23 protein-coding genes and 1 riboswitch are annotated in these 24,594 nt (G+C 40.8%); of the genes, 10 read left to right on the top strand and 13 right to left on the bottom strand.

What is annotated here, in order from left to right; genetic code table 11:
* Positions 1 to 9: 9 nt before the first annotated feature.
* Positions 10 to 798 (bottom strand): TIGR00266 family protein, encoded by a 789-nt coding sequence (locus QYG89_RS11255; protein ID WP_404317290.1) that lies wholly within the window; start codon positions 796 to 798, stop codon positions 10 to 12.
* A gap of 62 nt (positions 799 to 860) precedes the next feature.
* A complete protein-coding gene (locus QYG89_RS11260) occupies positions 861 to 1,250 on the bottom strand; it encodes a hypothetical protein (protein WP_404317292.1) in 390 nt (129 codons plus the stop codon).
* Between the two features lie 7 nt (positions 1,251 to 1,257).
* Positions 1,258 to 1,355, top strand: a riboswitch (guanidine-I (ykkC/yxkD leader).
* Positions 1,356 to 1,419: 64 nt separating this feature from the next.
* Here QYG89_RS11260 and QYG89_RS11265 point away from each other — a divergent pair.
* Entirely contained in the window at positions 1,420 to 1,758 is a 339-nt protein-coding gene (locus QYG89_RS11265) for a DMT family transporter (RefSeq protein ID WP_404317294.1), read from the top strand.
* The gene (locus QYG89_RS11270) at positions 1,755 to 2,069 is read left to right on the top strand and encodes a DMT family transporter (protein ID WP_404317297.1); all 315 of its coding nucleotides are present in this window, start codon (positions 1,755 to 1,757) and stop codon (positions 2,067 to 2,069) included. The genes QYG89_RS11265 and QYG89_RS11270 overlap by 4 nt, the downstream gene beginning before the upstream one ends.
* Positions 2,070 to 2,182: 113 nt before the next feature.
* Here the strand turns inward: QYG89_RS11270 and QYG89_RS11275 are convergent, their stop codons facing one another.
* From QYG89_RS11275 to QYG89_RS11300, 6 genes are all read right to left on the bottom strand, one after another.
* Entirely contained in the window at positions 2,183 to 2,857 is a 675-nt protein-coding gene (locus QYG89_RS11275) for a hypothetical protein (protein WP_404317299.1), read from the bottom strand.
* A 20-nt stretch (positions 2,858 to 2,877) separates the two neighbouring features.
* Positions 2,878 to 4,227, bottom strand: a complete 1,350-nt coding sequence (locus QYG89_RS11280; protein WP_404317301.1) for an ArsB/NhaD family transporter — start codon at positions 4,225 to 4,227, stop codon at positions 2,878 to 2,880.
* Complete coding sequence (locus QYG89_RS11285; protein ID WP_404317303.1) at positions 4,220 to 4,393, bottom strand: hypothetical protein; 174 nt, start codon at positions 4,391 to 4,393, stop codon at positions 4,220 to 4,222. The genes QYG89_RS11280 and QYG89_RS11285 overlap by 8 nt, the downstream gene beginning before the upstream one ends.
* A complete protein-coding gene (locus QYG89_RS11290) occupies positions 4,387 to 6,012 on the bottom strand; it encodes a DUF2642 domain-containing protein (RefSeq protein WP_404317305.1) in 1,626 nt (541 codons plus the stop codon). The genes QYG89_RS11285 and QYG89_RS11290 overlap by 7 nt, the downstream gene beginning before the upstream one ends.
* A gap of 136 nt (positions 6,013 to 6,148) precedes the next feature.
* Complete coding sequence (locus QYG89_RS11295) at positions 6,149 to 6,877, bottom strand: hypothetical protein (RefSeq protein ID WP_404317306.1); 729 nt, start codon at positions 6,875 to 6,877, stop codon at positions 6,149 to 6,151.
* Positions 6,831 to 7,421: a hypothetical protein gene (locus QYG89_RS11300; protein WP_404317308.1), complete on the bottom strand. Its 591-nt coding sequence runs from the start codon at positions 7,419 to 7,421 to the stop codon at positions 6,831 to 6,833. The genes QYG89_RS11295 and QYG89_RS11300 overlap by 47 nt, the downstream gene beginning before the upstream one ends.
* Positions 7,422 to 7,662: 241 nt before the next feature.
* Here QYG89_RS11300 and QYG89_RS11305 point away from each other — a divergent pair, with 241 nt between their 5' ends.
* Both QYG89_RS11305 and QYG89_RS11310 read left to right on the top strand, forming a co-directional pair.
* Positions 7,663 to 8,673, top strand: a complete 1,011-nt coding sequence (locus QYG89_RS11305) for an ABC transporter substrate-binding protein (protein WP_404317310.1) — start codon at positions 7,663 to 7,665, stop codon at positions 8,671 to 8,673.
* Positions 8,674 to 9,002: 329 nt separating this feature from the next.
* Positions 9,003 to 9,689: a serine/threonine protein kinase gene (locus QYG89_RS11310; RefSeq protein ID WP_404317311.1), complete on the top strand. Its 687-nt coding sequence runs from the start codon at positions 9,003 to 9,005 to the stop codon at positions 9,687 to 9,689.
* Between the two features lie 55 nt (positions 9,690 to 9,744).
* Here QYG89_RS11310 and QYG89_RS11315 read toward each other — a convergent pair whose 3' ends face one another.
* Entirely contained in the window at positions 9,745 to 10,212 is a 468-nt protein-coding gene (locus tag QYG89_RS11315) for a hypothetical protein (protein WP_404317313.1), read from the bottom strand.
* A 144-nt stretch (positions 10,213 to 10,356) separates the two neighbouring features.
* Positions 10,357 to 11,232: a TetR/AcrR family transcriptional regulator gene (locus QYG89_RS11320; RefSeq protein WP_404317488.1), complete on the bottom strand. Its 876-nt coding sequence runs from the start codon at positions 11,230 to 11,232 to the stop codon at positions 10,357 to 10,359.
* Between the two features lie 171 nt (positions 11,233 to 11,403).
* On the opposite strand from QYG89_RS11320, the gene QYG89_RS11325 reads away from it, so the two are divergent.
* The gene (locus QYG89_RS11325; RefSeq protein ID WP_404317315.1) at positions 11,404 to 14,487 is read left to right on the top strand and encodes an efflux RND transporter permease subunit; all 3,084 of its coding nucleotides are present in this window, start codon (positions 11,404 to 11,406) and stop codon (positions 14,485 to 14,487) included.
* Between the two features lie 136 nt (positions 14,488 to 14,623).
* Here QYG89_RS11325 and QYG89_RS11330 read toward each other — a convergent pair whose 3' ends face one another.
* The 3 genes from QYG89_RS11330 to QYG89_RS11340 form a co-directional block, all read right to left on the bottom strand.
* A complete protein-coding gene (locus tag QYG89_RS11330; RefSeq protein ID WP_404317317.1) occupies positions 14,624 to 15,823 on the bottom strand; it encodes a chromate transporter in 1,200 nt (399 codons plus the stop codon).
* Positions 15,824 to 15,839: 16 nt separating this feature from the next.
* Positions 15,840 to 16,151: a PadR family transcriptional regulator gene (locus QYG89_RS11335; protein WP_404317319.1), complete on the bottom strand. Its 312-nt coding sequence runs from the start codon at positions 16,149 to 16,151 to the stop codon at positions 15,840 to 15,842.
* A 260-nt stretch (positions 16,152 to 16,411) separates the two neighbouring features.
* Positions 16,412 to 17,767 carry an arsenic transporter gene (locus QYG89_RS11340; RefSeq protein WP_404317321.1) on the bottom strand — a complete coding sequence of 452 codons (1,356 nt, stop codon included), beginning with the start codon at positions 17,765 to 17,767 and terminating at the stop codon, positions 16,412 to 16,414.
* A gap of 404 nt (positions 17,768 to 18,171) precedes the next feature.
* Here QYG89_RS11340 and QYG89_RS11345 point away from each other — a divergent pair, with 404 nt between their 5' ends.
* The 5 genes from QYG89_RS11345 (at position 18,172) to QYG89_RS11365 (ending at position 24,580) form a co-directional block, all read left to right on the top strand.
* Positions 18,172 to 19,236 carry a DUF5105 domain-containing protein gene (locus QYG89_RS11345; RefSeq protein ID WP_404317323.1) on the top strand — a complete coding sequence of 355 codons (1,065 nt, stop codon included), beginning with the start codon at positions 18,172 to 18,174 and terminating at the stop codon, positions 19,234 to 19,236.
* A gap of 12 nt (positions 19,237 to 19,248) precedes the next feature.
* Positions 19,249 to 20,385: a TcaA second domain-containing protein gene (locus tag QYG89_RS11350; RefSeq protein WP_404317325.1), complete on the top strand. Its 1,137-nt coding sequence runs from the start codon at positions 19,249 to 19,251 to the stop codon at positions 20,383 to 20,385.
* A 79-nt stretch (positions 20,386 to 20,464) separates the two neighbouring features.
* Positions 20,465 to 21,004, top strand: a complete 540-nt coding sequence (locus QYG89_RS11355) for a hypothetical protein (RefSeq protein WP_404317326.1) — start codon at positions 20,465 to 20,467, stop codon at positions 21,002 to 21,004.
* 215 nt (positions 21,005 to 21,219) lie between these two features.
* Positions 21,220 to 23,202, top strand: a complete 1,983-nt coding sequence (locus QYG89_RS11360) for a transporter substrate-binding domain-containing protein (protein ID WP_404317328.1) — start codon at positions 21,220 to 21,222, stop codon at positions 23,200 to 23,202.
* A 1-nt stretch (position 23,203) separates the two neighbouring features.
* A complete protein-coding gene (locus QYG89_RS11365; protein WP_404317329.1) occupies positions 23,204 to 24,580 on the top strand; it encodes a sigma-54-dependent transcriptional regulator in 1,377 nt (458 codons plus the stop codon).
* Positions 24,581 to 24,594 lie beyond the last annotated feature (14 nt).

The raw sequence follows: 24,594 nt of genomic DNA on the forward strand, positions 1-24,594 counted from the left end.
CGTTTATGATTAATCGTCACTAAACATATTAAATAGTCTGCCGATTCCTCCTTCTTCTCTAGTACCGCCATTTTGAGGCATCGCCGCAAAGACACGACTAGCGAGACGGCTGAATGGAAGAGATTGAATCCAGACGGTTCCCGGCCCGCGCAGTGTCGCGAAGAATAAGCCTTCACCGCCGAACAGAGCTGTTTTAATGCCACTTACCGCTTCGATACTATAATCAACATCACTCGTCATTGCGACGAGACAGCCTGTATCGATCCGCAGCACTTCGCCGGGGGATAATGTTTTTTGATGGATCGTGCCGCCGGCGTGAACGAAAGCCATCCCATCGCCTTCAAGCTTTTGCATAATAAAGCCTTCACCGCCGAAAAAGCCGACGCCGAGCTTTCGCTGTAATTCAATTCCGACAGATACACCTTTGGCAGCTGCTAGAAAAGCGTCTTTTTGACAAATAATCTTTCCGTTCAGTGTACTTAAATCCATCGGGATAATTTTGCCTGGGTAAGGAGATGCGAAAGAAACGTGCTTTTTCCCGTGGCCTTCATTCGTGAACATCGTCATAAACAAGCTTTCTCCCGTCAGAACGCGTTTGCCTGCCCCCAACAGCTTGCCCATTAATCCGCCGCCTTGGCTGGATGAACCGTCGCCAAAGACTGTTTCCATGTGAATGCCATCTTCCATCATCATTAAGCTTCCTGCTTCGGCGATCACCGTTTCCTGTGGATCAAGCTCAACTTCCACAAACTGCATGTCATCGCCATAAATTTTGTAATCAATTTCGTGGTTATTCATCATACAACCTCCTTTTTTCAACAAATCATACGCTTGTCCCGTGAAAAAAGTTTCGTTTTTATTTAATGTTTTGTTTTTTCTGTCCATTCAACCTTGTACAATATAGTGATCTCGTTATCCTCTAGACCTTCAGGAAGCTCACCATTTTCACTGTTTAAGGACCGTAGGCTATTCTTTGTTGTAGCGGACCAGGCCGCTAAATAGACAGGCTGGTTTTTCGTCAGTGTAATTTTTTGGTGAGTGATCGTGCTGAATGAACGCATGGACATGTTGTGTTGATATTCTGTCGTAATCAACCCATTCGGAATACCTGCTAGTAATTTGACAGTATGGCCATCAGCTTCTGATTCACTTGTTCCAAAAGAGATGAGTGTATCTTTAAAGGTTGTCTCTATTGCATCAGAATTGACCATAAGGCTAATTACTGTTAAAGTTAGCGTATATTCACTCAATTAAATAACCTATGCTTTCTAGGGTTCCGCGGAGCAATCCGGCCTGGTCCGAGAGAAGGCACACAGAGGATTTCTGTGACACGGAGGGATAAAAGCCCGGGAGATTACGACAATATGATTGTGTAATCTTCCGGGCTTTCTTGTTTTTTAATAGTGGAGGGAGATAGAAATGAACAGAGAATGGATGAAAGTATTTATTGCTGCATTGTTTGAAGTATGTTGGGTCATTGGCTTAAAACACGCAGATGATCTATGGGAATGGGCAGGCACAGCGGCTGCTATTTTTATAAGTTTTTATTTATTGATTGCGGCGGGCAAGAGGCTGCCCGTTGGAACCGTCTACGCCGTTTTTGTTGGAATGGGTACAGCAGGCACCGTTTTGTCGGAGATCCTCTTTTTTGGTGAGCCGGTGAAAGGGATTAAGCTCGTACTGATTGTCGTGCTGCTGGCTGGGGTGATTGGCCTAAAGCTCGTAACAGATGAAAAGGAAGGAGAGAAGGTATCATGAGCTGGCTGTATCTTACCTTGGCCGGGGTATTTGAAATGATGGGCGTCATCATGATTAACAGTCTTCATAAAAATAAAAACTGGCAGTCGTTCGTCTTCATGCTGGCTGGGTTTGGCGCAAGCTTTGCTTTTCTTGCTCTTGCTATGGAAACATTACCGATGGGAACGGCTTATGCCATTTGGACAGGAATTGGCACAGTGGGAGGAGCGATCGCAGGAATGCTCTTGTTCGGTGAATCAAGAGACTGGAAAAGGATTGTATTCATTACTATGGTACTTGGGGCAGCGATCGGGCTGAAGGTTGTGTCTTGATTTTAAGAGCTTTCTTATGAGGGCGGTCAGTATTTTCTTATTTTGGACCGAAAAAGCCGGCAAAAACGGAGTCACCAGTTTATTGCCGGCTTTTCATTAATTATAAGAAAAGATTATGTGAAAACGATCGTTTTAATATGGTCGATATTGATACGAATAGCTTGCTCTTTCACCGTCAGCAAATCGATAAAAGGTGATTCTTTTTGAAGTAATTTGCCGCTTATGCTTTCTTTTTCACCAACGTTACAAGTGATAAATGTGCCTATCTTGTTTTTTAGTTGTTCATCAAGGGTAAGGGCATAATTTTTAGTAGTTAATAAAGAACTCGGATACATGGAATTTTTAAATCCATATGGCTGAGCGGATGATGGGTACGGAATAAGCCATTTAACGTGGCGAAACGGAATAAGAATTGTCTGATAAATAGGAGAGAATAGGATGAGATAATCGTCAAAGATATTTGTAATGTACCCGTGAAAAGGCTGGCCAGCGGTAGCGTTCAATTCAACAAACATTCCTTTAGATGTAAAAAGTACTTCTAATAATGATAACTTTTTAATAATAGGAGGGTCTGTTAGTGAATCAGGGAAGATGATGTCCTCTGCTTCTTCTTTCGTTAAAACTTTCACTTTCCATACATGAGCGAGAGGAACGTAATAAAACTCCTGTTCATTAAAAACAACGACAACATCACTGCCAGCTTCAATCAATACTCCAATCACGTCTTTTTTCCCAACCAGTTCTAAGTGGACAGGTTCCCCGATGTAATCTTTCATTTGTTTGAGCAATGTAAATCCTCCTTCAATGTCTAAAAAAGAAAGGTATTCCAAATGTAAAGAAAAAACAGACTAGTAAACAGACCGATAGGGATGATAACGAATGTTACTTTCATGTATTGTCCCCAAGTAATGTTTACGGAGTGTTTCTTTAATAAGAACATCCATAGCAAAGTGGACAATGCGCCGATAGGAGTTAGCAGTGCACCAATATTCATACCAATCATACTCGTCAAGTAGGTGAATTGTATCGTTTGCTGGTCCATGCCCATTTCAGTAATGGATAATGATCCAATCATGACAGCTGGCAGGCTATTCACTGTGTTAGAAAGTAAGGTAAAGAACAGTCCTATGACCATACTAATATGAAAGGAATGGTCTGTAACAAATGCTTCTAAATGCCACGCGATGAGATGAGTCAATCCAACGTTCTTTAATCCATAGACAAGCACGTACACATTAAAAGCAAAAAGCAATATATGCCAAGGTATTTTCTTGAACACATCGAGCATTCCCATTTTTGTTCGGTGCCACCTAATAAGAAGAAGCAAAAGGGCTCCGCTTAATCCGATCCATTCAAGAGGAACACCGAAAGGAGATAAAGTAAAGAAGCCGATCCTTGTCAAAATCACAATCCATATACAGGATTTAAACAGCGGCCAGTCAATTTTTTCATCCGCTGACTCTCGTTTTAAAGGATGATCCAATATAATAGCATGGGATGTATAATGCCACTTTAAATGAAGAAAAGGTGTCCTATTGGGTATATCTTTTTTGAAATAGATATAAAGTAGAAAAGCAATAAGTACAATTCCTAATAAAGAAGGAACAAACATCATTTCTATATAGCTATTTAAGCTGAACCCGATTATTTTTAGAGAGATAAGATTAGAAATGCTGCTGACGGCGATCGGTGAGCTTGCTGTAATAGCTATTAAAGCGCCGGAAATAAAGTAAGGAAAAGCTTGCCGCTGTTTCATCTTTAAAAGCTTCATAATATAAATAATGATTGGGGTAGTAATAAGGATGCTGCTCTCATCATTAAAAAACATCGTCATCAAAAAACAAAGAAGAAGAATATATATAAACAGAAGCTTTCCGGAACGCTTTGACCGAATAATGATATTAAAAGCAATCCATTTAAAAAATCCGATGCTATCTAACACAAGCGCCATGATGGTTGTTGATAAAATAGTTAGCGTGGCTCCTCTTACTACATCAAATACATGGATAAGATCGGATAGCGGAACGATGCCTAATAGTAAAACAATAGCAGCCCCCATCGAAGAAGAAATAATTTCGATGATTCCTAAGGGCCGCCGTAACATAATCATAACTACAAAAAAAGTGATACACATGAATAAGAAATGAGAATCAAGCATTCGATTTCGCCGGCTTTTTCTTTAACTTGCCGATCTTTTTTAGTAAGCCAGTTTCTTTATAGATAAGTGTTTCTTCTTTCTCCACATGCGCCTTCTGGAAAGGAGGTTTAATAAATAAAAAGTAAAACAAGCCTCCTGTGACCAAGTAAAAAAGCGTCATCACCATATATGCTCCTCCTTCCCTTGTTTTGTTCGATTGATTCTTTTTCTTTTCAAACGCAGGTAATTTCTTTCAGCGTGTTTCATTAGTGCGTAATATTGAGATTCAAGCATCTTGTCTTGTTCCTCATGAGTTAACCTTGGCTTTTCATTCTCTATATGATGGACAGGTGGCTGAAAAGAATGCTGACAGCTGGCCGGTTGTTCTTCTATATGCGTCTTTTTGATTTCGTTCTTGTGGATTTTTATTTTTCTGCTGATTCTCTTTTTTTCAGGATAAGAATGATTGGGGAGAGAATATTGATTCGTTTGTTTGTTAAAATCAGCTTGGCTTTTTTTACGGGAAGATAAATGTAACTGCATTTTTTGGACAAAAGAGATGTAGTCTATTGGTTCGGACTCGGATGTTTTTTCACCCGTTAACTGTTTTTCTTCAAAGTTGTTCAAAGGAGAGTATTCAACAAACTCCACTTCGTTTTGTTTAACAATCGGTTCGGTCGTGTCATCTTCTTTTGGCCCATCTTCAAAAGGAAGCGGTGCAGCAACCGTCTCACTTTGAATAGAAGGGAGAGGAACGTCAGCCTCGGCCTCCGGCTGGTCTTCATCGTTTAAAACCGGCGAGTATGCATCACGCTCTTCTTCTAACGTTTCGTTGTCGTATAAAGGCTGATCATCGTCTGTTTCGTTTAATGAAGAGTATTCAACAAACTCCACTTCGTTTTGTTTAACAATCGGTTCGGTCGTGTCATCTTCTTTTAGCCCATCTTCAAAAGGAAGCGGTGCAGCAACCGTCTCACTTTGAATAGAAGGGAGAGGAACGTCAGCACCGTTCTCCGGCTGGTTTTCATTGTTTAAAACCGGTTGAGGTGATTCACTGTTTTCTTCTAACTTTAATGACTGGTCATCATCTGTTTCGTTTAATGAAGAGTATTCAACAAACTCCACTTCGTTTTGTTTAACAATCGGTTCGGTCGTGTCATCTTCTTTTAGCCCATCTTCAAAAGGAAGCGGTGCAGCAGTCATCTCACTTTGAATAGAAGGGAGGGAAACATCAGACTCGGCCTCCGGCTGGTTTTCATTGTTTAAAGCCGGTTGAGGTGATTCACTGTTTTCTTCTAACTTTAATGGCTGATCATCATCTGTTTCGTTATTTAAAGATTGTTCATGTTCACTTGCATCATAATTTGGATTTAATTCAATTGGTTCATAAAATCCAGGGAAAATATTATTAATGTAAGAGTTTTGCATAATGACCTTGTCTTCACCGCTAATTAAAATAATATGATCGTCAAATACCTTACTTAAAAAGCCAGTTACAATCTGATCATTATGACAGTTAATAGTGACCCAGCCGCGCTCACATTGCAGGAGAATATCATGCATTTTTTCTGCTTGTAAATAGTCATCATTTACCGTTTGATTGTTCAAATCTTTTGTATTTTTAGCAATTGATTTAATTTGATCAAGGTGATAATAAAAGAATTTATTATTCTCTTTTTGTAAAATAAGAAAATCCTTTTTAACAGCAATTAAACGGCCCTTGATTAACGTACCGTCATTTGAAAAAATGCCTATTGAATATCCAATAAGCGATGTAAGTGCGTTAGAAAAGTAAGAGCTCGACATGTCTAATCCTCCCTTCATAGGACTAGTTTTTTAGAATAAGGACCGCCTCCAATGAATGGAAAAGAGTATGGAATAAGCATGAATCTTATTATATTTATTCAGAAGCGGTCCCGCTATAAGGGAAATAAGACTGTTATTATCTGTTGTTTACCGTGTCATCCTGCTTCTGGCTAGTTGACTCGGCACTGCTTGCCTTAGCGCTGCTTGAACTGGAGCTGCTTGCCTTAGCACTGCTTGAGCTAGAACTACTAGAACTACTAGATGTATCACTAGTCGAAGTGCTGTTTTGTTCCACCGCTTCAACCATTAGTCCGTAGCTAAGATTACGAATATGAAACGAGGCGATCCGGATAATCTCTTCGTTAATAACCATTGTGACATAATCATCGTTAACCGCTTCCAGTACACCTTCGTATTTTTCATGGCCCCCACGGTTAATCGTTACCCAGCTATATTTCAAGTCTTTCATCATCTCACTGAAGGTTTTACCTTTGGCATAAGTAAATCCTTCAGGTATGCCAAGGTTGAATGGGAGTCCGCCTTTTGTGTTATCCGTTAAACTTTTTACATGATGGTTTTTATAGTAAAGCACGCCGTCTTCTTCCGTGAGCAAAACAAAGTAGTCCTCTTCCACTGCCAATAGTATGCCAACTCTTGAATCGTGGCCTCCACGGTTAATCTTTATGACTTTACCTATCAAAGAACTCATTGTTTCTTTATTCACTTTTCTTTTCCCTCCCATATCTTTATTTAAAGGTGACTTTGTTGTAGGAAAAATGAATACGACTATGTTGTTAGCCCTTGCTTGCTGTTCTTTCTCATTTATTGCTGCTTGACTTAGAGCTATTTGCGTTATTGCTGTCACTGCTCGACTTATTATTGGAGTAGTAGTAAATCGCTCTATAAGTACTCGAACTAGAGCTGTTCGACGTATTATCATTCGAGTTACTTTCTTCCTCAACTTCTTCAACCATTAGCCCGTAACTAAGATTACGGATATGAAACGCAGCGATCCGAATAATCTCTTCATTAATAATCATTGTGATATAATTATCGTTAACCTCGTCTAGTACGCCTTCGTATTTCTCGTGGCCTCCGCGGTTAATCGAGATCCAATGATATTTCAAGTTCTTCATCATCTCACTGAATGACGTACCTTTGGCATAAGTAAAACCTTCAGGTATACCAAGGTTGAATTGGAGTCCACCCTTTGTGTTATCCGTTAAGCTTTTTACATGTTGACTGTTATAGTAAAGGACGCCATCCTCTTCTGTGAGTAAAACAAAGTAATCATCCTCTACCGCTAATAGTATTCCGACCCTTGAATCATGACCCCCACGGTTAACTTTTACTACCTTGCCTAATAAAGAGCCTATTACTTCTTTATTCACTTGCTTTACTCCTCCCAAATAGAACTTTTACTTTCTCTGTATTTATATGTCTTCTAGGAAGGAAAGGTGTTGATTCACCCAATCATTCTTAATAAAAAGGCGAAAAATGGGCAGTATGTTACCTTTGTGATCCGTTGTTGCTCGAATAGGCAGTAAATTATTTATTGTTTCCACCTATAAAGGCATGTTACTATCAGAATGGATAGAATATTTACAAAATAGAGAAAACAAAGCGACAAGGCACCTAGGAGGGAAAGAAGTGAAAAAATGGATGGCAGCCGTGATGATCGGCTTGCTGCTTATGCTCACTGCCTGCGGTTCTAGTAATAAGGATAGCGGTGGAGAGTCTGAAGGCGGCAATAAAGAAGACAAGGAAACGGTAAAAGTAGGGATTACCCAGCTGGTTGAGCATCCGTCTTTAGATAAAATAAGAGAAGGGTTTATTGCTGCATTGAAAGATGCTGGTTATGAAGACGGAAAGAATTTAACATTGGATTATCAGAACGCACAGGCAGATGTTAATAATAATATGACGATTGCGCAAAAACTCGTAAATGATGAAAATGATTTAATTTTAGCTATTGCTACACCAAGCGCTCAAGCTGTCGTTCAGGCAACGAAAGAAATTCCAATTGTATTTACAGGTATTACAGATCCTGTTAGTGCTAAGCTTGTGTCAAATATGGATCATCCGGGCGGCAACGTGACAGGCATGTCTGACACGCACCCAGATGCAATAAAAAATACTATTGCCTCAATAAAAGAGTTTTTCCCAGATGCGAAAAAAGTAGGAGTTATTTATAATGCGGGAGAACCAAACTCAGTCGTTAACGTCGATAAAGTGAAAGAAGCAATGAAGGAAAATGGATTAGAAGCTGTAGAGTCAACGGTTTCTACTAGTTCAGAAGTAAAGCAAGCGACAGAAACACTTATTGGAAGAGTCGACGCGCTTTATGTTCCGAAAGATAACACAGTCGTTTCGGCTCTTGAATCAGTCCTTGCCGTAGCGAATACGAACAAGCTGCCTCTGTTTACCGGAGATGGCGATTCTGTGAAGCGGGGAGCATTTGCCACTTACGGGTTTGAGTATTATGACTTTGGTTATTCAACAGGGAAAATGGCTGTTGAAATTCTGGAAGGTAAAAAGCCAGGCGACATACCAGTCGGTCTTCCTGATAAGCTAGATTTAATGATTAACAAGAAAACAGCTGATTTGCTCGGAGTCAAATTAACAGAAGAACAGCAGAAAAAAGCTAAGTTCGTAGAATAAAGGTTTTTAGATTAGCAGAATGAGCCCCCTTTGGCCCCCACTTATCGGCCGCAGGGGGTTTTTATGAGGTTTTTTTCTATTTTACGAAACTTTTTATCTTTCCTGTTCGTATGATTAGGGCACTGTGAAAGTATAATTAAAATCAAACGATTACGTGATAGTAAAAAACGATTGCCGCATATACTTAAAGAAACCGGCTGTTAGAGAACGATGGTGAACAGTTCATCCTATGATAAAAAGAACATACACAAGAATAAAAGCAGATTCTAGCGAAAAAGGACACGTGTTTAAGATGGTTCTTTTTTGTGAAGAGTGGAGGATGCAATCACGTGAAGGAATTTCATTGGAAAGATGCTATACCATTATTAGATGCACTCGAGGTAAAAGCAGGAAAAGGAAACGTACCAGTAAAGATTGGGCCCGTGCCTAGCGGACTGCAATGTATAGGGATCGGAACCGATGCCGCCGTGTTTGTTCACTTTGCCAGTATACGCTATGCGTTTAAAGTGTATGCGGAGGGAAGGGAGCAAAAACGAGATAAAGAAATACAAGCGTATGAGAAGCTTAATGGCTCTCCCTATTATCCTGTTTTTTATGGATCCGGCGGACGGTTTATTGTGATTAGTTTTGAAGAGGGAATGAATTTGTATGATTGTCTGATCACAGGAACGTATATCCCTCCAGAAGCGATAGAACAAGTAGATAAAGCAGTAGACGAGGCACGCCGTGCAGGGTTAAATCCGCGGGACATCCATTTAAAGAATATTATTTTACAAGATGGCTCCATTAAATTAATTGACGTTTCAGAGTATGTAAAACCTGGAAACGATGAACGGTGGACTTATTTAAAAGAGGGCTATAAGCTTTACTATCCACTAATAGCTTCGAAGAAAATTCCCCCTAAGTTTTTAGACTTCGTTAAGGAACAATATGAAAAACAAAAACATACAGGGTTTTCCCCTAAAAAGTTTGGATGGATGTTAATGAACTTTTTAAAAAAAGAGGAAAGCGGATAATCAGCAAATAGAGGAGGCTGACCTAGCCTCCTCTATTTGCATGGTAGTGAATGATTTAAGAACCGGATGACACTTTTTCTTTAAAGTCATTAATTTTTTTAGTCGTGTCGGTAATGAGCGTTTTCATTTTTTCTGCATCGGGCTGCGCTTTTTCTGTTTCGTCAATAAGAGGATAAAGGCTGTCTTCGATGTTTTTGTAATCATCTGGATAATTCGCTTCGATTTGATCTTCAATCGCATCCCACTTATCGTCGACATCTTCACCAGCTATTTTTAATTGATCTACTTTATCTGGAGCTGTTTCCACGTTCGTTTGTAATTGCTTTAAAGAAGCAGACACATCATCAAGACCAGTCGGTAAATCTACTGTCGGTTCTTCTGTATCCGTTTCTTCTTTAGTAACAACTTGTTCCTTCGTCTGCTCTGTATTAGTCGAAGTCTGATCCGCATTTTTAGAGCCACAGCCAGCTGCCACAACTAACATAAATGCCATAACTACAAGAAAAAAACTAAGTTTTCTCATTTCATTCCTCCTTCGGCAATATCGTACCCAATTTCCACTTTCTTTAAACAATGAGAAATGAGTGCACTTGTTACAGAGGAATATTTAAAAGAGATTTGTGAATAAGGCGTCACTGCTGGAAAAACTTACAATAATATATCTTGCTTATATTTCAAAACGATAGAACTTAGCAATATCGCTGCGAAACTGATCGAATGCTTTATATCCTTTAAAGTTTGAAAGCATGCCCTGAATGACAGGAATGCGGGGATTTTCTTTTCCTGCTTCTGCAATCAGCACTTCCAATGACACATCCAGATCGTTCTTGTCTTTCATATGCTCCAGTTCTTTTTTCATTTCATTCAAAGTTGTATGGATATTCTTGCGGCCTTGCATAAACATGGCTTTCGTCTTGTTTAACAAATCTGCCGCTTTTTGTGCAGAAAGAAAGGGAGCATCGTTTGAAAAGCCCGTTGTTAAGCTGTCCATCCTTCTCATGATATATTCGGCAAGCTCCCTAGAATTCAAACACCCTTCATCAGAAAGAACAATTTTCATGTAGGAGTGAAAGATACCATCCAGCATCATTGCCAGATCCCAAATAAACGGTTCTGCCTTTTCACCATAAATGGAAAGCAAGCCATTTCGGTAAAAACTTTGTGATTCCATATGCATGCGAAAGATCAGCTCTTTTACGGAATCATTTAAAGGAATTGCCTGTTCCCGTGCCTGCATAATAATAAATTCTTTATGTTCACTTAATGTTTCAATTAATCCTTTTAATTGGCGTGTGAATTTTTCTCTCGGGGCTATATTCTGTTCTTCATACATGGATAGCCTGTTTTGAATAATGTCGAAGTAATATTGAAGGATGGCATATAGCAGTGCGTCCTTTGATTTAAAGTATAAATAAAAAGCTCCTTTAGAGATGCCAGCTTCATCCGCTATTTCTTGAATGGAAGTCGAAGCAAATCCCTTTAGAGCAAAGAGCTTAATAGCCGTCTCAATAATTAATATTTCTTTCTCCTTCAATGCCCTCACTCTTTCATTATTGTTTACAGTCATTATGCCTGTTTTTCCGATTTTGTGAAACTTTTTTCAAAAAGCTATAAAAAAATTGACTTATGACTGACCGGTCAGTTAAATTTGAGTAGTCAAAGTATATAGCAGGGGGAAGTACACAGTCAATTAAATAATAAAAGGAGAAACACCATGCAGAAACTCATTCAATTTTCGTTAAAGAACAAGTTTGCGGTTTGGCTGATGACGATTATCGTTGCTGTATCTGGGCTGTATGCCGGAATGAATATGAAGATGGAAACAATTCCGGATATTAATACGCCGCTCGTTTCCGTGACGACTATCTATCCCGGTGCTACGCCGGAACAAGTAGCCGAAAAAATTTCGGAGCCGATTGAGAAAAGGGTAAAGAATTTAGAAGGAGTAACGAATGTAAGTTCATCTTCTTTCCAAAATGCTTCTTCTGTGCAGATCGAATATAATTTCGATAAAGATATGGAAAAAGCACAAAATGAAGTATCTGAAGAATTGAGTAAGATGGAATTTCCGGAGGGAGTAAAAGATCCAGATATCTCCCGCCTTAGTTTAAACGCCTTTCCGGTCATGTCATTAAGCATTTCCAATAAGAAACAATCGTTGGCGGAGCTGACTAAGACAGTAGAAGACGAGATTCTGCCAGAAATTGAGGGAATTGAAGGGGTTTCTTCTGCTCAAATTTCAGGCCGTCAAGTGGAAGAGGCTGATATTAAATTTGACGCTGAGAAAATGAAAAAGTATGGACTTGATGAAGAGACAGTAAAAAGTATCATTAAAGGTTCAAGCGTCACAATGCCGCTCGGCCTCTATACATTTAAAGACACTGAGAAGTCGGTTGTTATTGATGGCAATATTTCTAGTCTTAAAGACTTGAAATCAATGAAAATTCCAATTATGTCAACTGGGGGCGGGCAGCCGCAGCTTCAGGGCGGACCAGCTGACGCGGCTATCCCTGTAGTAGAGCTGCAGGACATTGCTAAGGTAGAACGAATCGGTAAGGCTGATTCGATCTCTAGAACGAACGGAGAAACATCTATCGGTATGCAAATTGTCAAAGCGGCGGATGCGAACACGGTCGATGTTGTCAATGCAGTCAAGGAAAAAATGGGTGACTTGGAAAAAGAGATAGACGGATTAAAGGTAACACCGATTTTTGACCAAGGTAAGCCGATTGAAGAATCAGTGGAAACGATGTTAAGCAAGGCAATTTTCGGAGCTGTCTTTGCTGTAATTATTATCTTTCTATTTCTGCGTAATTTCCGTACGACTGTTATTTCGGTCATTTCTATTCCGCTTTCACTGTTAATTGCGCTTTTATTATTAAAACAGATGGATATTACACTGAATATGATGACGCTCGGGGCGATGACGGTAGCTATTGGCCGGGTTATTGATGATTCCATCGTTGTGATCGAAAATATTTTCCGCCGCATGTCTTTAAAAGATGAAAAGCTAAGCGGCAAAGAATTGATCACAGCTGCAACAAAGCAGATGTTTGTACCTATCGCTTCTTCAACGATTGTCACGATTGCGGTCTTTTTGCCACTCGGACTCGTGAAAGGGCCGGTTGGTGAAATGTTTTTGCCATTTGCTTTAACGATCGTCTTCGCCTTGCTTGCATCATTATTGATTGCGATTACGATTGTACCGATGATGGCTCACTCATTATTTAACAAAGAGCTGTTGAATCGTTCTCATCATAAAGAAAAGGAGTCTGGGAGATTAGCCGGGGCCTACAAAAAAATACTGAATTGGTCACTGGACCATAAAGTGATGACTTCAATGCTTGCGATTTTGCTTTTAGTAGGCAGTCTTGCGCTTGTGCCAGTGATCGGTGTGAGCTTCCTGCCATCTGACGAGGAAAAAATGGTTGTGGCAACGTATAAGCCGGAGCCAGGGCAGACCTTGGATGAGGTAGAAGAAATTGCAGGAAGAGCCGAGAAGTTATTAAAAGAACGTGACGATGTAAAGACGTATCAATTTTCAGCGGGTGGAGAAAATCCCATGAACCCGGGTGACTCCAGATCAGCCATGTTTTTCATTGAGTACGATGCAGATACGAAAGAGTTTGATAAAGAGAAAGAAAAAGTAATTCATGATTTGCAGAAGTTAACATCTAAAGGAGAATGGGCGAGCCAGGACTTCTCAGGTATGGGAGGAAGCAATTCTCTTTCACTGCTCGTGTATGGTGAAAAGGCAGAGGACATCCAGCCTGTCGTTGAACAACTAGAAGATATTTTGCAAGAAAACAAGAACATGTCGAATGTAAAAACAAGCTTGTCTGATACGTATGATGAATATACGCTGGCTGTTAATCAGGAAAAGTTGAGCAAGCTTGGTTTAACTGCCGCCCAGCTCGGTATGAATCTGGCAGGGGCAGGGCAAAATCAAGTGTTAACGACTGTTAAAGAAGGCGGCAAAGAAATCAACGTTTATGTCGAGTCAGAGAAAAAGGATTATCAAACGATTACTGATTTAACGAAACAAACCATTCAATCACCGCTTGGAATGGAAGTGCCGATAGAAGAAGTAACAGAAGTAAAAGAGGGCAGCACATCCGATACAATTACCCGCCGAAACGGCCGCATTTATGCAGAAGTGAGCGGTGAAATTACGTCTAAAGATGTGGCGAAAGTAGCTGCTGATGTTCAAGGTAAAGTCGATCATATGAAACTGCCGGCAAATGTGGATATATCCATGGGAGGTGTAACGGAAGATATTAAAGAATCGTTTACACAACTTGGTCTTGCTATGCTTGCAGCGATCGCCATTGTTTATTTAATTCTTGTGATTACATTTGGGGGAGGCCTTGCTCCATTTGCGATCCTGTTCTCTCTGCCATTTACAATTATCGGCGGACTTGTCGGTTTGTTAATTGCAGGTGAGACGTTGAGTGTATCAGCGATGATTGGTGCTTTAATGCTAATCGGAATTGTCGTTACAAATGCTATTGTACTCGTTGACCGTGTTATCCACAAAGAAAAAGAGGGGTTATCAACGAGAGAAGCGCTGTTAGAGGCGGGAGGGACACGCCTGCGGCCGATTCTCATGACAGCTATTGCAACGATTGGAGCACTTGCTCCGCTTGCCATGGGACTAGAAGGCAGCGGACTCATTTCAAAAGGACTTGGCGTCACTGTCATAGGGGGATTAACAAGTTCTACATTACTGACACTGTTGATAGTGCCGATTGTTTATGAGAGCTTAATGAAAATGAAGAATCGAAAAAAGAGAGCATAAGTAAAAAGGAGAATCCCACATGCGGGGCTTCTCCTTTTTTTGTGCGTGCGATTTGTGAATAAAGTCTTCAAAATGCTGAACAAGAAAATTCTTTTTAATTTTTTATCCGGTCTGCTAAAGAGAGAGCATGAATCCTTTACAGGTGAAAAGATGATAGTATAATTCCTCCAACGACCCCTGTCAGCACGACTATCCACGGCGGCAGTTTCCAGTACATGAGCATGCTGAACAGGATGGCTGCAAAGGCAAAATCAATCGGCTCTAAAACAGAGCTTGTCCAAATAGGATGATACAGAGCAGCAAGCAAAATTCCGACGACTGCTGCGTTTACCCCCATTAATGCCCCTTGAAGATGCGGATTGCAGCGGATCGTGTTCCAAAAAGGCAGTGTACCTAAAATAAGCAGGAAAGCTGGTAAAAAGATGGCGAAAGTAGCCAGCAGTCCGCCTTTCCAGCCGCTGATCACGGCGCCGATATAGGCCGCAAATGTGAAAAGTGGTCCAGGAACGGCCTGAGCGGCTCCATATCCAGCTAAAAATTGTTCTTCACTTAACCAGCCGCTTGGAACAAATTCTCGTTCAAGTAAAGGCAGTACGACATGTCCTCCGCCAAATACTAATGCACCAGCACGATAAAAGCTGTCCACCATTGCCAGCCAATTCAGCGAAAATGTTTCTCTTAACAGCGGCAGACCGATCAGCAATGAGAAAAATAGTGCCAGACAGACGGTGCCGAATGCGCGTGATAGTGGAAAAGACAGTGGCGAGACTTGCGGGCTGTTTTGCTGCTTATATAGAAGATAGCCTGCAATTCCTGCTATTAAAATAACAATGACTTGTGTGAAAGCTTCCTGAAAAAGCAATGTGATCGCTAAAGCGGATAAAACGATTGTTTTTCTTGGCAAATCAGGCGCCAGTTTCTCGGCCATTCCAGCCACGGCATGGGCGACAACAGCCACGGCAACTAGCTTTAAACCGTGAATCCATCCGGCTTCTTCTATTTGCAGACCTTGCAAAATAAGAGCAAAAATGATTAATGCCAGTACAGAGGGAAGAGTAAAGCCGATGAAAGCAAGAATTCCCCCGAGTATACCCGCACGCATGACTCCAATGCCAATTCCGACCTGACTGCTTGCTGGACCAGGAAGGAATTGGCACAGGGCTACTAAATCTGCATAATCTTTTTCATTGAGCCATTTTCTTTGGCGCACATACTCTTCATGAAAATAGCCTAAGTGGGCGACAGGGCCGCCGAAAGAAGTGAATCCAAGACGGGTAGAAACAAGCAAGACTTCCCACAATCTGTTCAAGCTTCTGTTTGTATTACTTTTAACCACTGTATGATGCTCCTCTCTACTCTTCTGTAATTTCTTTGAATAGCTCATATGCTTTTTTGCGTGCTTCGATGAGTATCGCCACTCCTTTATCCGTTGTCGTGTAATATTTGCGGATTTTCCCCTCAACGAGCCGATCTTCCCGAATTAAGAGCCCGTCACGTTCCATCGTGTGTAAGATGGGATAAAGTGTGCCTGGACTGATTGTGTAGCCGTGTTCCCGGAGCTCTTCCACCATCCAAGACCCAAAAATCGGATGTTCCTTGGCATGGTGTAAAATATGAATATGTATAAAGCCAAGAAACAGTTTGCGTAAAACTTTTTCCTCCAAGTGATTTCCCTCCCAACTATTTACTTATAACGAAAACCGATATCGGAATCTATAACCAATTATAATTTGTTTGTTATGGTATTTCCATTTGTTATTTGAAAATTTACATAGATTTTACAAACGTGCAAAGTATTTTTCGTTTGTCAACAATCATCATGAAATAGAAAAAAAGCCGGCCTAAATAGTCAGCTTTTAGTGACTTTTTAAGCCAGCTTTGTCTAATTAGGGTATTTATTCTCTTATTAATAGACGAAATCATTTTAAGAGAAGATCCATTGTATCCAGTAGTACAATAAAAACAAGGTGACAATGGTTGTCAGCGGAATTACGATGAGTGATACGTTCAAGTAATCTTTCCATTGAACTTTAATCTTATGTTTTCTTAAAATGTGCATCCAAATAAGAGAAGCGAGTGTCCCAATCGGCAATAATAATGAGCCCATATCGCTCCCTATAATATTAGCGAGATAAATGGTTTTTAATGTAACGGGGTCGAGGTGCATTTCAGTTAAAGTAATCGTTCCAACCATTAATGCAGGGTGGTTATTAAAGAAGTTAGATAGAAGGGAAACCAGTCCCCCCATAATAAATGTAGCCGATAACAATCCCTTATCGACGATCGGCTGACATACTTCTACTAGCATGGCCGTTAGACCGGCGTTATGGAGTCCGTATATAATGACATACATAGAGAAGGCGAAGATCAGAATATGCCAGGGAGTTTTTTTCAATATGTCTATCGGATTAGTGCGCAAATGGTACCATCTCCACGCGAGGAGAATGAGGGAACCGAAGACTGCCACCAGTTCAATCGGAATAGACAAATAAGAAGCAACAAACAGAAGACAGCGGATGACAAACACAAACAGTAATACTTTTAGCATAAACCTTGTGCGGTTAGACTTTGACTCAGCGGGCGTCGCTCCTTTTAAAGGATGAAAGTTTTTTTGGAAAAATTTATCTTCTATATCATACAAAGGAGCTGGCAGTGTTTTCGGTAACTTCTTTTTTACCACGATGAACATGAGGCAGGACATAAATAATAATCCTGATGTGGCTGGTACGAACATCATCGCCGTGTGCATGTAGAGGGACATGTCAACGATGTTTAACGCGATTAAATTGACAATATTACTTACGCCGATTGGAGCACTAGAAGCTGTTGCGATCAGTGCACCGCTTAAAAGATAGGGGATCTGCTGAGAAGTCTTTAGACGAAGATTTTTTAAGAGTAAGATTAAGATCGGTGTTGTAATTAAGATACTGCCATCATTATTAAATAAAAGGGTCATCAAGAAACAGAGCAGCTGAATATACCAGTACAGCCGGTACCCTGAGTTTTTAGCTAAATAAGCAAGCCGTGCAGCTGACCAGTGAAAGAAACCAAAGCTTTCTAAGATAACAGCCATAACAATGGTGGCTAGGATCGTTATGGAAGCACCGCCTATTTTACTAATGATATCTGCAATATCCGCTTGGGAAACAGCCCCTGTCAGTAAAATAATCGCTGCACCGATGGAGGTAGGCCAAGCTTCATTTAACCCACCTGGTCTCCAGAAGATAATGGTCATTGTCATGATAAAAACAAACATCGTGATCCATATTTCAATATTCATATCATATTCTTCCTTTTTTTAGAAAATTAACTCTCCGCGGCTTCCCCCCTTATTCTCCTGTTATTATGTATATTCTATTTAATGGAATGAGAGCTAGGCAGCTAACTAGTTTATGAAATTATGTGTTTGTCCTTAACAAGGATCTAACCTGTATTTTAAAAGCAGCAATTGAATTGGCGGGAAATTATTGATCAGAAAAAAGTTCAAGTGCATCATTTTAAAGAAAGATGATGCTTGGTAGTTTTTAGTTAAATAGGCCCTAAATAATGATAAAACCGTTTGTAAAACAGTAAAAGTTACCCACATATTCCATCTTGTTCAATTTAATAGGATTATCTATCATGGAAAGGGAAGGAAGTAAAATGGAAGAAGAAGAGAGTTTTTCTTCAAAATAGGGGGAAATAATGATGAATAAGAAGGCAGGTATCCTGGCGCTTATCCTGGCCGCCATGCTTGTGTTAGCTGCTTGCGGCGGATCTGGTGCGAAAAAAGCCAGCGGAGAATCCGGTAAAAGCAAAATAGCTGAAGTAACCATTGATAAAGCTCAATACATACTAGCGGGTGATGATGGGGAAGCACAGGATAAAGAAGCGGGCTTGCTCGCTGTTAAGGTGAAAGTCAAAAACGCATCTAAGTCTTCCATCAATGTATCTGCATATAACGGCGTGTATCTATACGATGGTGACGAACAATTAAACCCAGAACAGAGCGTCTACATCAGAGGGCTTGATCTGCAGAATGAAGGAAATGGAGATATTGGAGCCGGTAAAGTGAAGGCAATGACCTTCTATTTCAATGTTGAAAAAGACAAAAAGTATGAAATCGGTGTAACACCGCGTTTGTCTGATCCAGGGGAAAAAGCAGATGAAATTTTGCTTGAACTGGATACAGCAAAATATGCGAAGAGCTTTGATCAGCTTCAAGATCCAGCGAAAGCATTGATGGCATACATTGATACGATTTATTTTGGCAAAGAAAACAGCAATTATGAAAAATACGTAACAGCTGATAAAGAGGCAATTGGAGCAGAAGCAAAAAGTGCATTTAAAAAACAACTAGGCTCTTCCTTACCAGAAAATATTTCAGACACTGAAATTGAAAAGTATTATAGCAGCTATAAAGCAGCTCTTAGCGAAAAAGCTAAAATAGAAGCAAACACTATTGCACATGCAGAAGGAAAAGCCGTAGTGAAGCTGAACTATTCTACGGTTTCATTAAGAGATCTTTATGAAAAACTATATAATTATCAAAAAGAGTACCGAGAAAATACAGGTGAGTATGATTCAGAGAAAGAAAAGCAATATGCTTTTTCAAAATTTGATGCCATTGTTAAATCTTTAGAAGTCATAAACAGTCAAAATGGTTCGGAAATTAAAATGGTGGAGAACGACGGTAAGTGGACGGTGGATCATTCCGATTCTTACACTGATTATCTCGTAGAAGCATTTGCGAAAGGGTCAGCTTATTAAGGAGCGGAAGCAATGAATAAAAAAAGCTTAATGGTTATCGTTCCTTTAGTCATTTTGATGATCGTTTTTGGCGGAGCTTATATGGCACTAAAGCAGGCGGCAGGACCAGAAAAAGTAATAGATACGTTTAAAGAAGCCGTTTCGAAAAACGACCCTTCCAGCTTGAAAGAGCTAATCGTCACCGACAATCATCAAGCTGCTGTCAATCAGGCTTCTATTCAAGCGATGATCGATTATTTAAAAGCAAACAACAGCAGCTTCGATGTGATTAAAGCCGGTCTTGAAGAACAAATAAAAGAAAGGGATTATACAACGACTGCCCAGCAAATTACATTGATGCAAGACGACAAGAAGTGGGGCGTGTTCCCGAACTATAAATTAAAAGTGAAGACGGTTGTTATAAAGGTAACTGGTCAAAATGAAAAGGACCGGGTCAGCCTCTCCATCAGTGGGTTCGATGAGCCTCCTAAGAAGCAGAAAGCCGATCTGTACGGACCAGTTCTTCCAGGTAAATATCCTTTAGAGGTTAAAGTGATCAATGAACTCGGCACGTTTCTAAAGAAAGAGGAAAAAGACGTATGGGGCAGTCCTGAAGTGAGTCTTATAGTAGATGGAAATTCGCTGGCAGGCTCTAATAAAGGCATTCAAAAAGATATAATGAAGGCTGTAGATAGATTTAACCGTGACATCGCGATTTATCAAACATCGGGTTTTAATAAAAGTAAACTGACGAATGTCACTGACACGATGCTCGAAGGATCTTTTCTGCTGCAGGAAAGGTTTAAAACAGTGAAGGATTATATCGATGAAATTCACGCACAATATGCAGGCGCCGTCGTGAATATGGATGACTTTTCTATCCATTACTTTAATGGGCGCTGGTCGGCTGATGTAACTGCCCTCGTTGCGTATAATAATAAAGTGAAGTATAGGGATATGAAAGAATTTGAGGATAACTCTTTACGATCTGTCAGCACTTATTCTCTTTTCTATGATAAGCGGCAAAGACAATGGCTGATCGACGATGTGAAGCACCGTGATTCTAATGGAAAGGAAGAGGAATACTGGGAGAATAAACGAGAAATGAAAGTGAAAAATCCTCCTGTCTTTACGTGGAAGAGGGAAGATAGCAAAGGAATAACACTATAATGAAATAACGAACAAGAGCGCGGATACCCCATCCGCGCTTTCTTGCTTTCATATACTCGTATTAAAAAGGAGTGGCTTTATGAACTTTATAGCCTGGATAATTGTTGTGTGTGAGGCTGCATTTTGGGCAGTCATTATTGCTGGGCTGACGACACGATATCTATTTAAGCAGAAGAAACTTGGACTATTGCTTTTAGCTCTAACGCCAGTGATTGATTTAATTTTGATTGTGATTACTGGAATAGATTTAGCCGGCGGTGCTACGGCCACTCAAGCGCATGCCTTGGCAGCGGTATACATTGGTGTTTCCATTAGTTTTGGAAAAAGTATGATTCAATGGGCAGATGAACGGTTTTTGTATCATGTGGTAAAGCAAAGGCCGAAGCCTGAAAAGAAATATGGAATGGATTATGCTAAACACTATTTTGCAGGCTGGCTTAGGCATGTGGCGGCTTACTTGATTGGAGCGACTGTGCTAGCGGGACTAATATTTTGGATTGAAGCACCCTCAAGGACGGAGGCATTGAGCGGAATGCTGAAAATATGGTCGCTCGTCTTAGGCATCGATCTCCTGATTGCTATGAGCAACTTTGTCTGGCCGAAAAAAGCCAGAGTATAAGAATAATAAACATACTTGATGGCCGGTTGTAGTTTGCAGACCGGCTATTCTTTATGAACAAGTACTCATGCAGCAGTGTTACACTTGCTTCCATGTTAAACATTGCAGTCTATGCAATATGATACAATAGTTTAAAAATTTTAAAGGAGCCGCAGCATGACATGTCCTTTTTCATTCGGTTCATAATTATTATCATATGTTTACAAGGGCTTACGGTGATTCTGCCAGAGACGGCTTCAGCTGATGTAGCAGTTCTTCCGTCAAAGCAGATAGATCATCCGCCGGCCAAAAAAGTGTATCGCATTGCCGGTGAAAAACATTTGCCTCCTTTTTCTTATATAAACCACGAAGGAAGGTTCACGGGGTTTAGCGTAGAGCTTTTTCGCCGCATTTCTGAAGAAGAAGGAGTGGAATTTCGGTTTTATCCAATGAATTTATATGAAGCAGAAAATGCGCTGAAAGAGGGAAAGATCGATGCCATTATGGGAATGAAATATTCTGCTAAGCAAAGCGAGCACTTTCAATTTTCGGAGCCCTACTTTACCATGGCAGATGCGCTCGTTGTATCGAAGTATGCTTCTATAAAAAGCGTCACCGATTTGCGTGGGAAAACGATTGTGATGCAGGAAGAGCCGGTTTCATTTGACTTATTGTTAAATATGAGGCGCGTGGAGTTTCAGCTGGCATTGAATTCAAGGGATGCCTTTAACTTTTTATTAATGGAAAGAGCGGATGCTTTTTTAACGAACAAATGGACGGCCCAATTCTATTTGGAGCAGCGGGGGGAGCAGGGGAATTACCGTGTATTTGAACATATTGGAGTGCCGTCAGATTTTTCAGCGGCGGTCCGGCCAGGAAATACAGAACTATTATCGCTTATTAACAATTCACTGATTCAGATGCAGGAGGATGGCAGTTATAAAGCTTTGTATACACAGTGGCTTGGGTTGCATCCTGAGGGGCGTTTGAAAGAAATGCGCAATTGGATCATTTTTTTGCTGATCATGATTAGCTGTGCTGTTGTTGTGCTCATTTTTATTTATTTGTGGAATAAACGGCTGAAGCGGGAAGTAGACAAGCGGACAGCGGCCCTTGCGCAGGCCAACCATCAATTAGAAATTCAACGGCGGGCCATAGCAGAGGCGCACGCGTTCAAAACACAAATTATTCATCATCTGTACTATGGTATTTTGACCTTTAATGAGTCTCTTCAACTGACGAGCTTGAATGAGCGTGCGAAAGCGATGCTGGGTCTTGAAGAAAAAGAAACAGTAAAGACGGAAGAGGTTCTCGGACAGCCGCACATTGCCCGAATTATTCGGAATTATGATTCATTTCAGGAAGATGAAGGCGAAAAGCAGTTGTTTTCCGAAGAAGTAGAGACTGAAGTAAACGGCAAGAAGCGTTTTATTTTATACCGGCTGATTCCTCTATATGAAGAACAGGGGAGGAAAAATGGCTGCTTGTTGACGATGGCTGACAGGTCGGAAGCGAGGGTGCTAGAGGAAAAACTGGCCACCCAGGAGAAGATGCGGGCATTAGGACAGCTAATCGCTGGTGTGGCCCATGAAATCCGTAATCCGCTCACTTCGATGAAAACATTCATTGATCTGCTCCCGAGGAAATACGAAGATTCAGAATTTCGGCAGGAATTACTTAAACATGTGCCAGAGGCATTGAAGCGAATGAACACTATTGTTGAATCGCTTCTCGACTATGCCCGGCCGAAACACCCACAAAAACAAAAATTAGAAGCGGCTGCTTTTATCCGGTCCGTAACGGCGATTATTGAACCGACTATTAAAAAGAATCATGTTCACCTAGAATTAGAAGTCGAACCAGAATGGGAGATGATTTGTGATCCTGGTCAGCTAAAGCAAGTCATACTGAACTTGCTGCTGAATGCGTTGGATGCGATGGAAACATCAGCAGATAAGCGTTTGACTATTAAGGCCGAGAAACAAGGAGAAACAGGATTGATCAAAATTATTGATTCCGGCATCGGCATGAATACGGAAAAGATATCTCATATTTTTGAGCCTTTTTATACGACGAAGCCGCATGGAGTCGGGCTTGGCTTGACGCTTTGTTATCAATGGATAAAAGAAAATAACGGTGACATGCAAGTGGAGGCTGAAAAGGGAAAAGGCACAACCTTTATCATTACATTGCCTGCCGCAAAGAAAGAGGGGGAATAAATTGAAGCCTGTTGTATTAATTTTAGATGATGAATCAGCTATAGGATCATCTTTGCGTTTTGCTCTTGAAAGCGATTATGAAGTAACAGCGGTGACGCGGGTAGACGAAGCGCTGGATGTGCTAAAAAAGCAGCAAGTGCATGTAATGCTATTAGACTGGCGGCTTGGTGAGGCAGATGGTCTGCATGTGCTGGCAGAAGTGAAAGGCACTTATCCAGATACTTCAGTTATCATGATGACGGCTTACGGTACAATTGAGTCATCGATCGAAGCGATTAAACGGGGGGCGTATCATTATATTACGAAGCCTCTTGATATTGATGAACTTTATCTGTTAATTGAAAAAGCGCTTGAACACCAAACGTTATATAGCAAAATTCGTGAATTGAACGAAACAATTGAAAAGATCAAAGGGTATGACCAAATGATTGGGGAGAGCCCTGCTATGAGAAAGGTTTTTTCAATTATTGAGCGGGTCAAGGACATTGATTCGAGCGTTCTTATTTTTGGAGAAAGCGGAACAGGCAAAGAATTAGTAGCACGTGCTTTACACAGGCAGGGAAAAAGAAAGAACGGGCCTTTTATTTCGGTCAATTGCGCAGCGATCCCGGAAGCGCTGCTGGAAAGTGAACTGTTTGGTTATGCTAAAGGCGCTTTTACAGGAGCCGTAAGCAGCCAGATCGGGAAAGTAGCCGCTGCCAATGATGGGACGTTATTTTTAGACGAGATTGGTGATATGCCTGCTTCTTTACAGGCAAAAATGCTGCGAGTGCTGCAGGAGAAAGAATTCACGCCGCTCGGATCGACGGAAGTGAAGAAAGTGAATGTTCGGATTATTAGTGCAACCAACAAAAACTTACTGCAAATGGTGGAAGAAGGGTCTTTCAGGGAGGATTTGTTTTTTCGTCTCAACGTTATTCCAGTGGAACTGCCGCTTTTAAAAGAGAGAAAAGAGGATTTGCCTGCTCTTATCTCTTATTTTCTGCAAAAATACGCAGAGGAAATGCAGCGTCCGCTTCCTTCGCTTTCACAAGAGGCATGGAACCGATTAATGAAGTATGATTACCCGGGGAATATTAGGCAGTTGAGTAACATTATCGAGTATGCGGCAGCTATGTCAAAAGGCGGGACCATTTGGGAAGAGGATTTGCCGATCATTGTCCGTTCAGAAAACGATCCACGTCAACAGCGGTCCGATTTGGACTCTGATACCATTCACATACCGATAGGCGCCACAATGAAAGAAGCTGAGAGAATAATGATCGAGTCTATGCTTGAACATTGCGGAGGAAAGCGGAAAGAAACAGCGAAGATGCTGGGGATTAGTGAGCGCAGCCTTCGCAATAAGCTGCAGCTGTACCGGGAAGAACAGATGTAAAAGAAGGTCCCGTC

Origin of the sequence: Bacillus lumedeiriae (assembly GCF_044891285.1) — a bacterium.
In the GTDB taxonomy this organism is placed as follows: domain Bacteria; phylum Bacillota; class Bacilli; order Bacillales; family Domibacillaceae; genus Pseudobacillus; species Pseudobacillus lumedeiriae.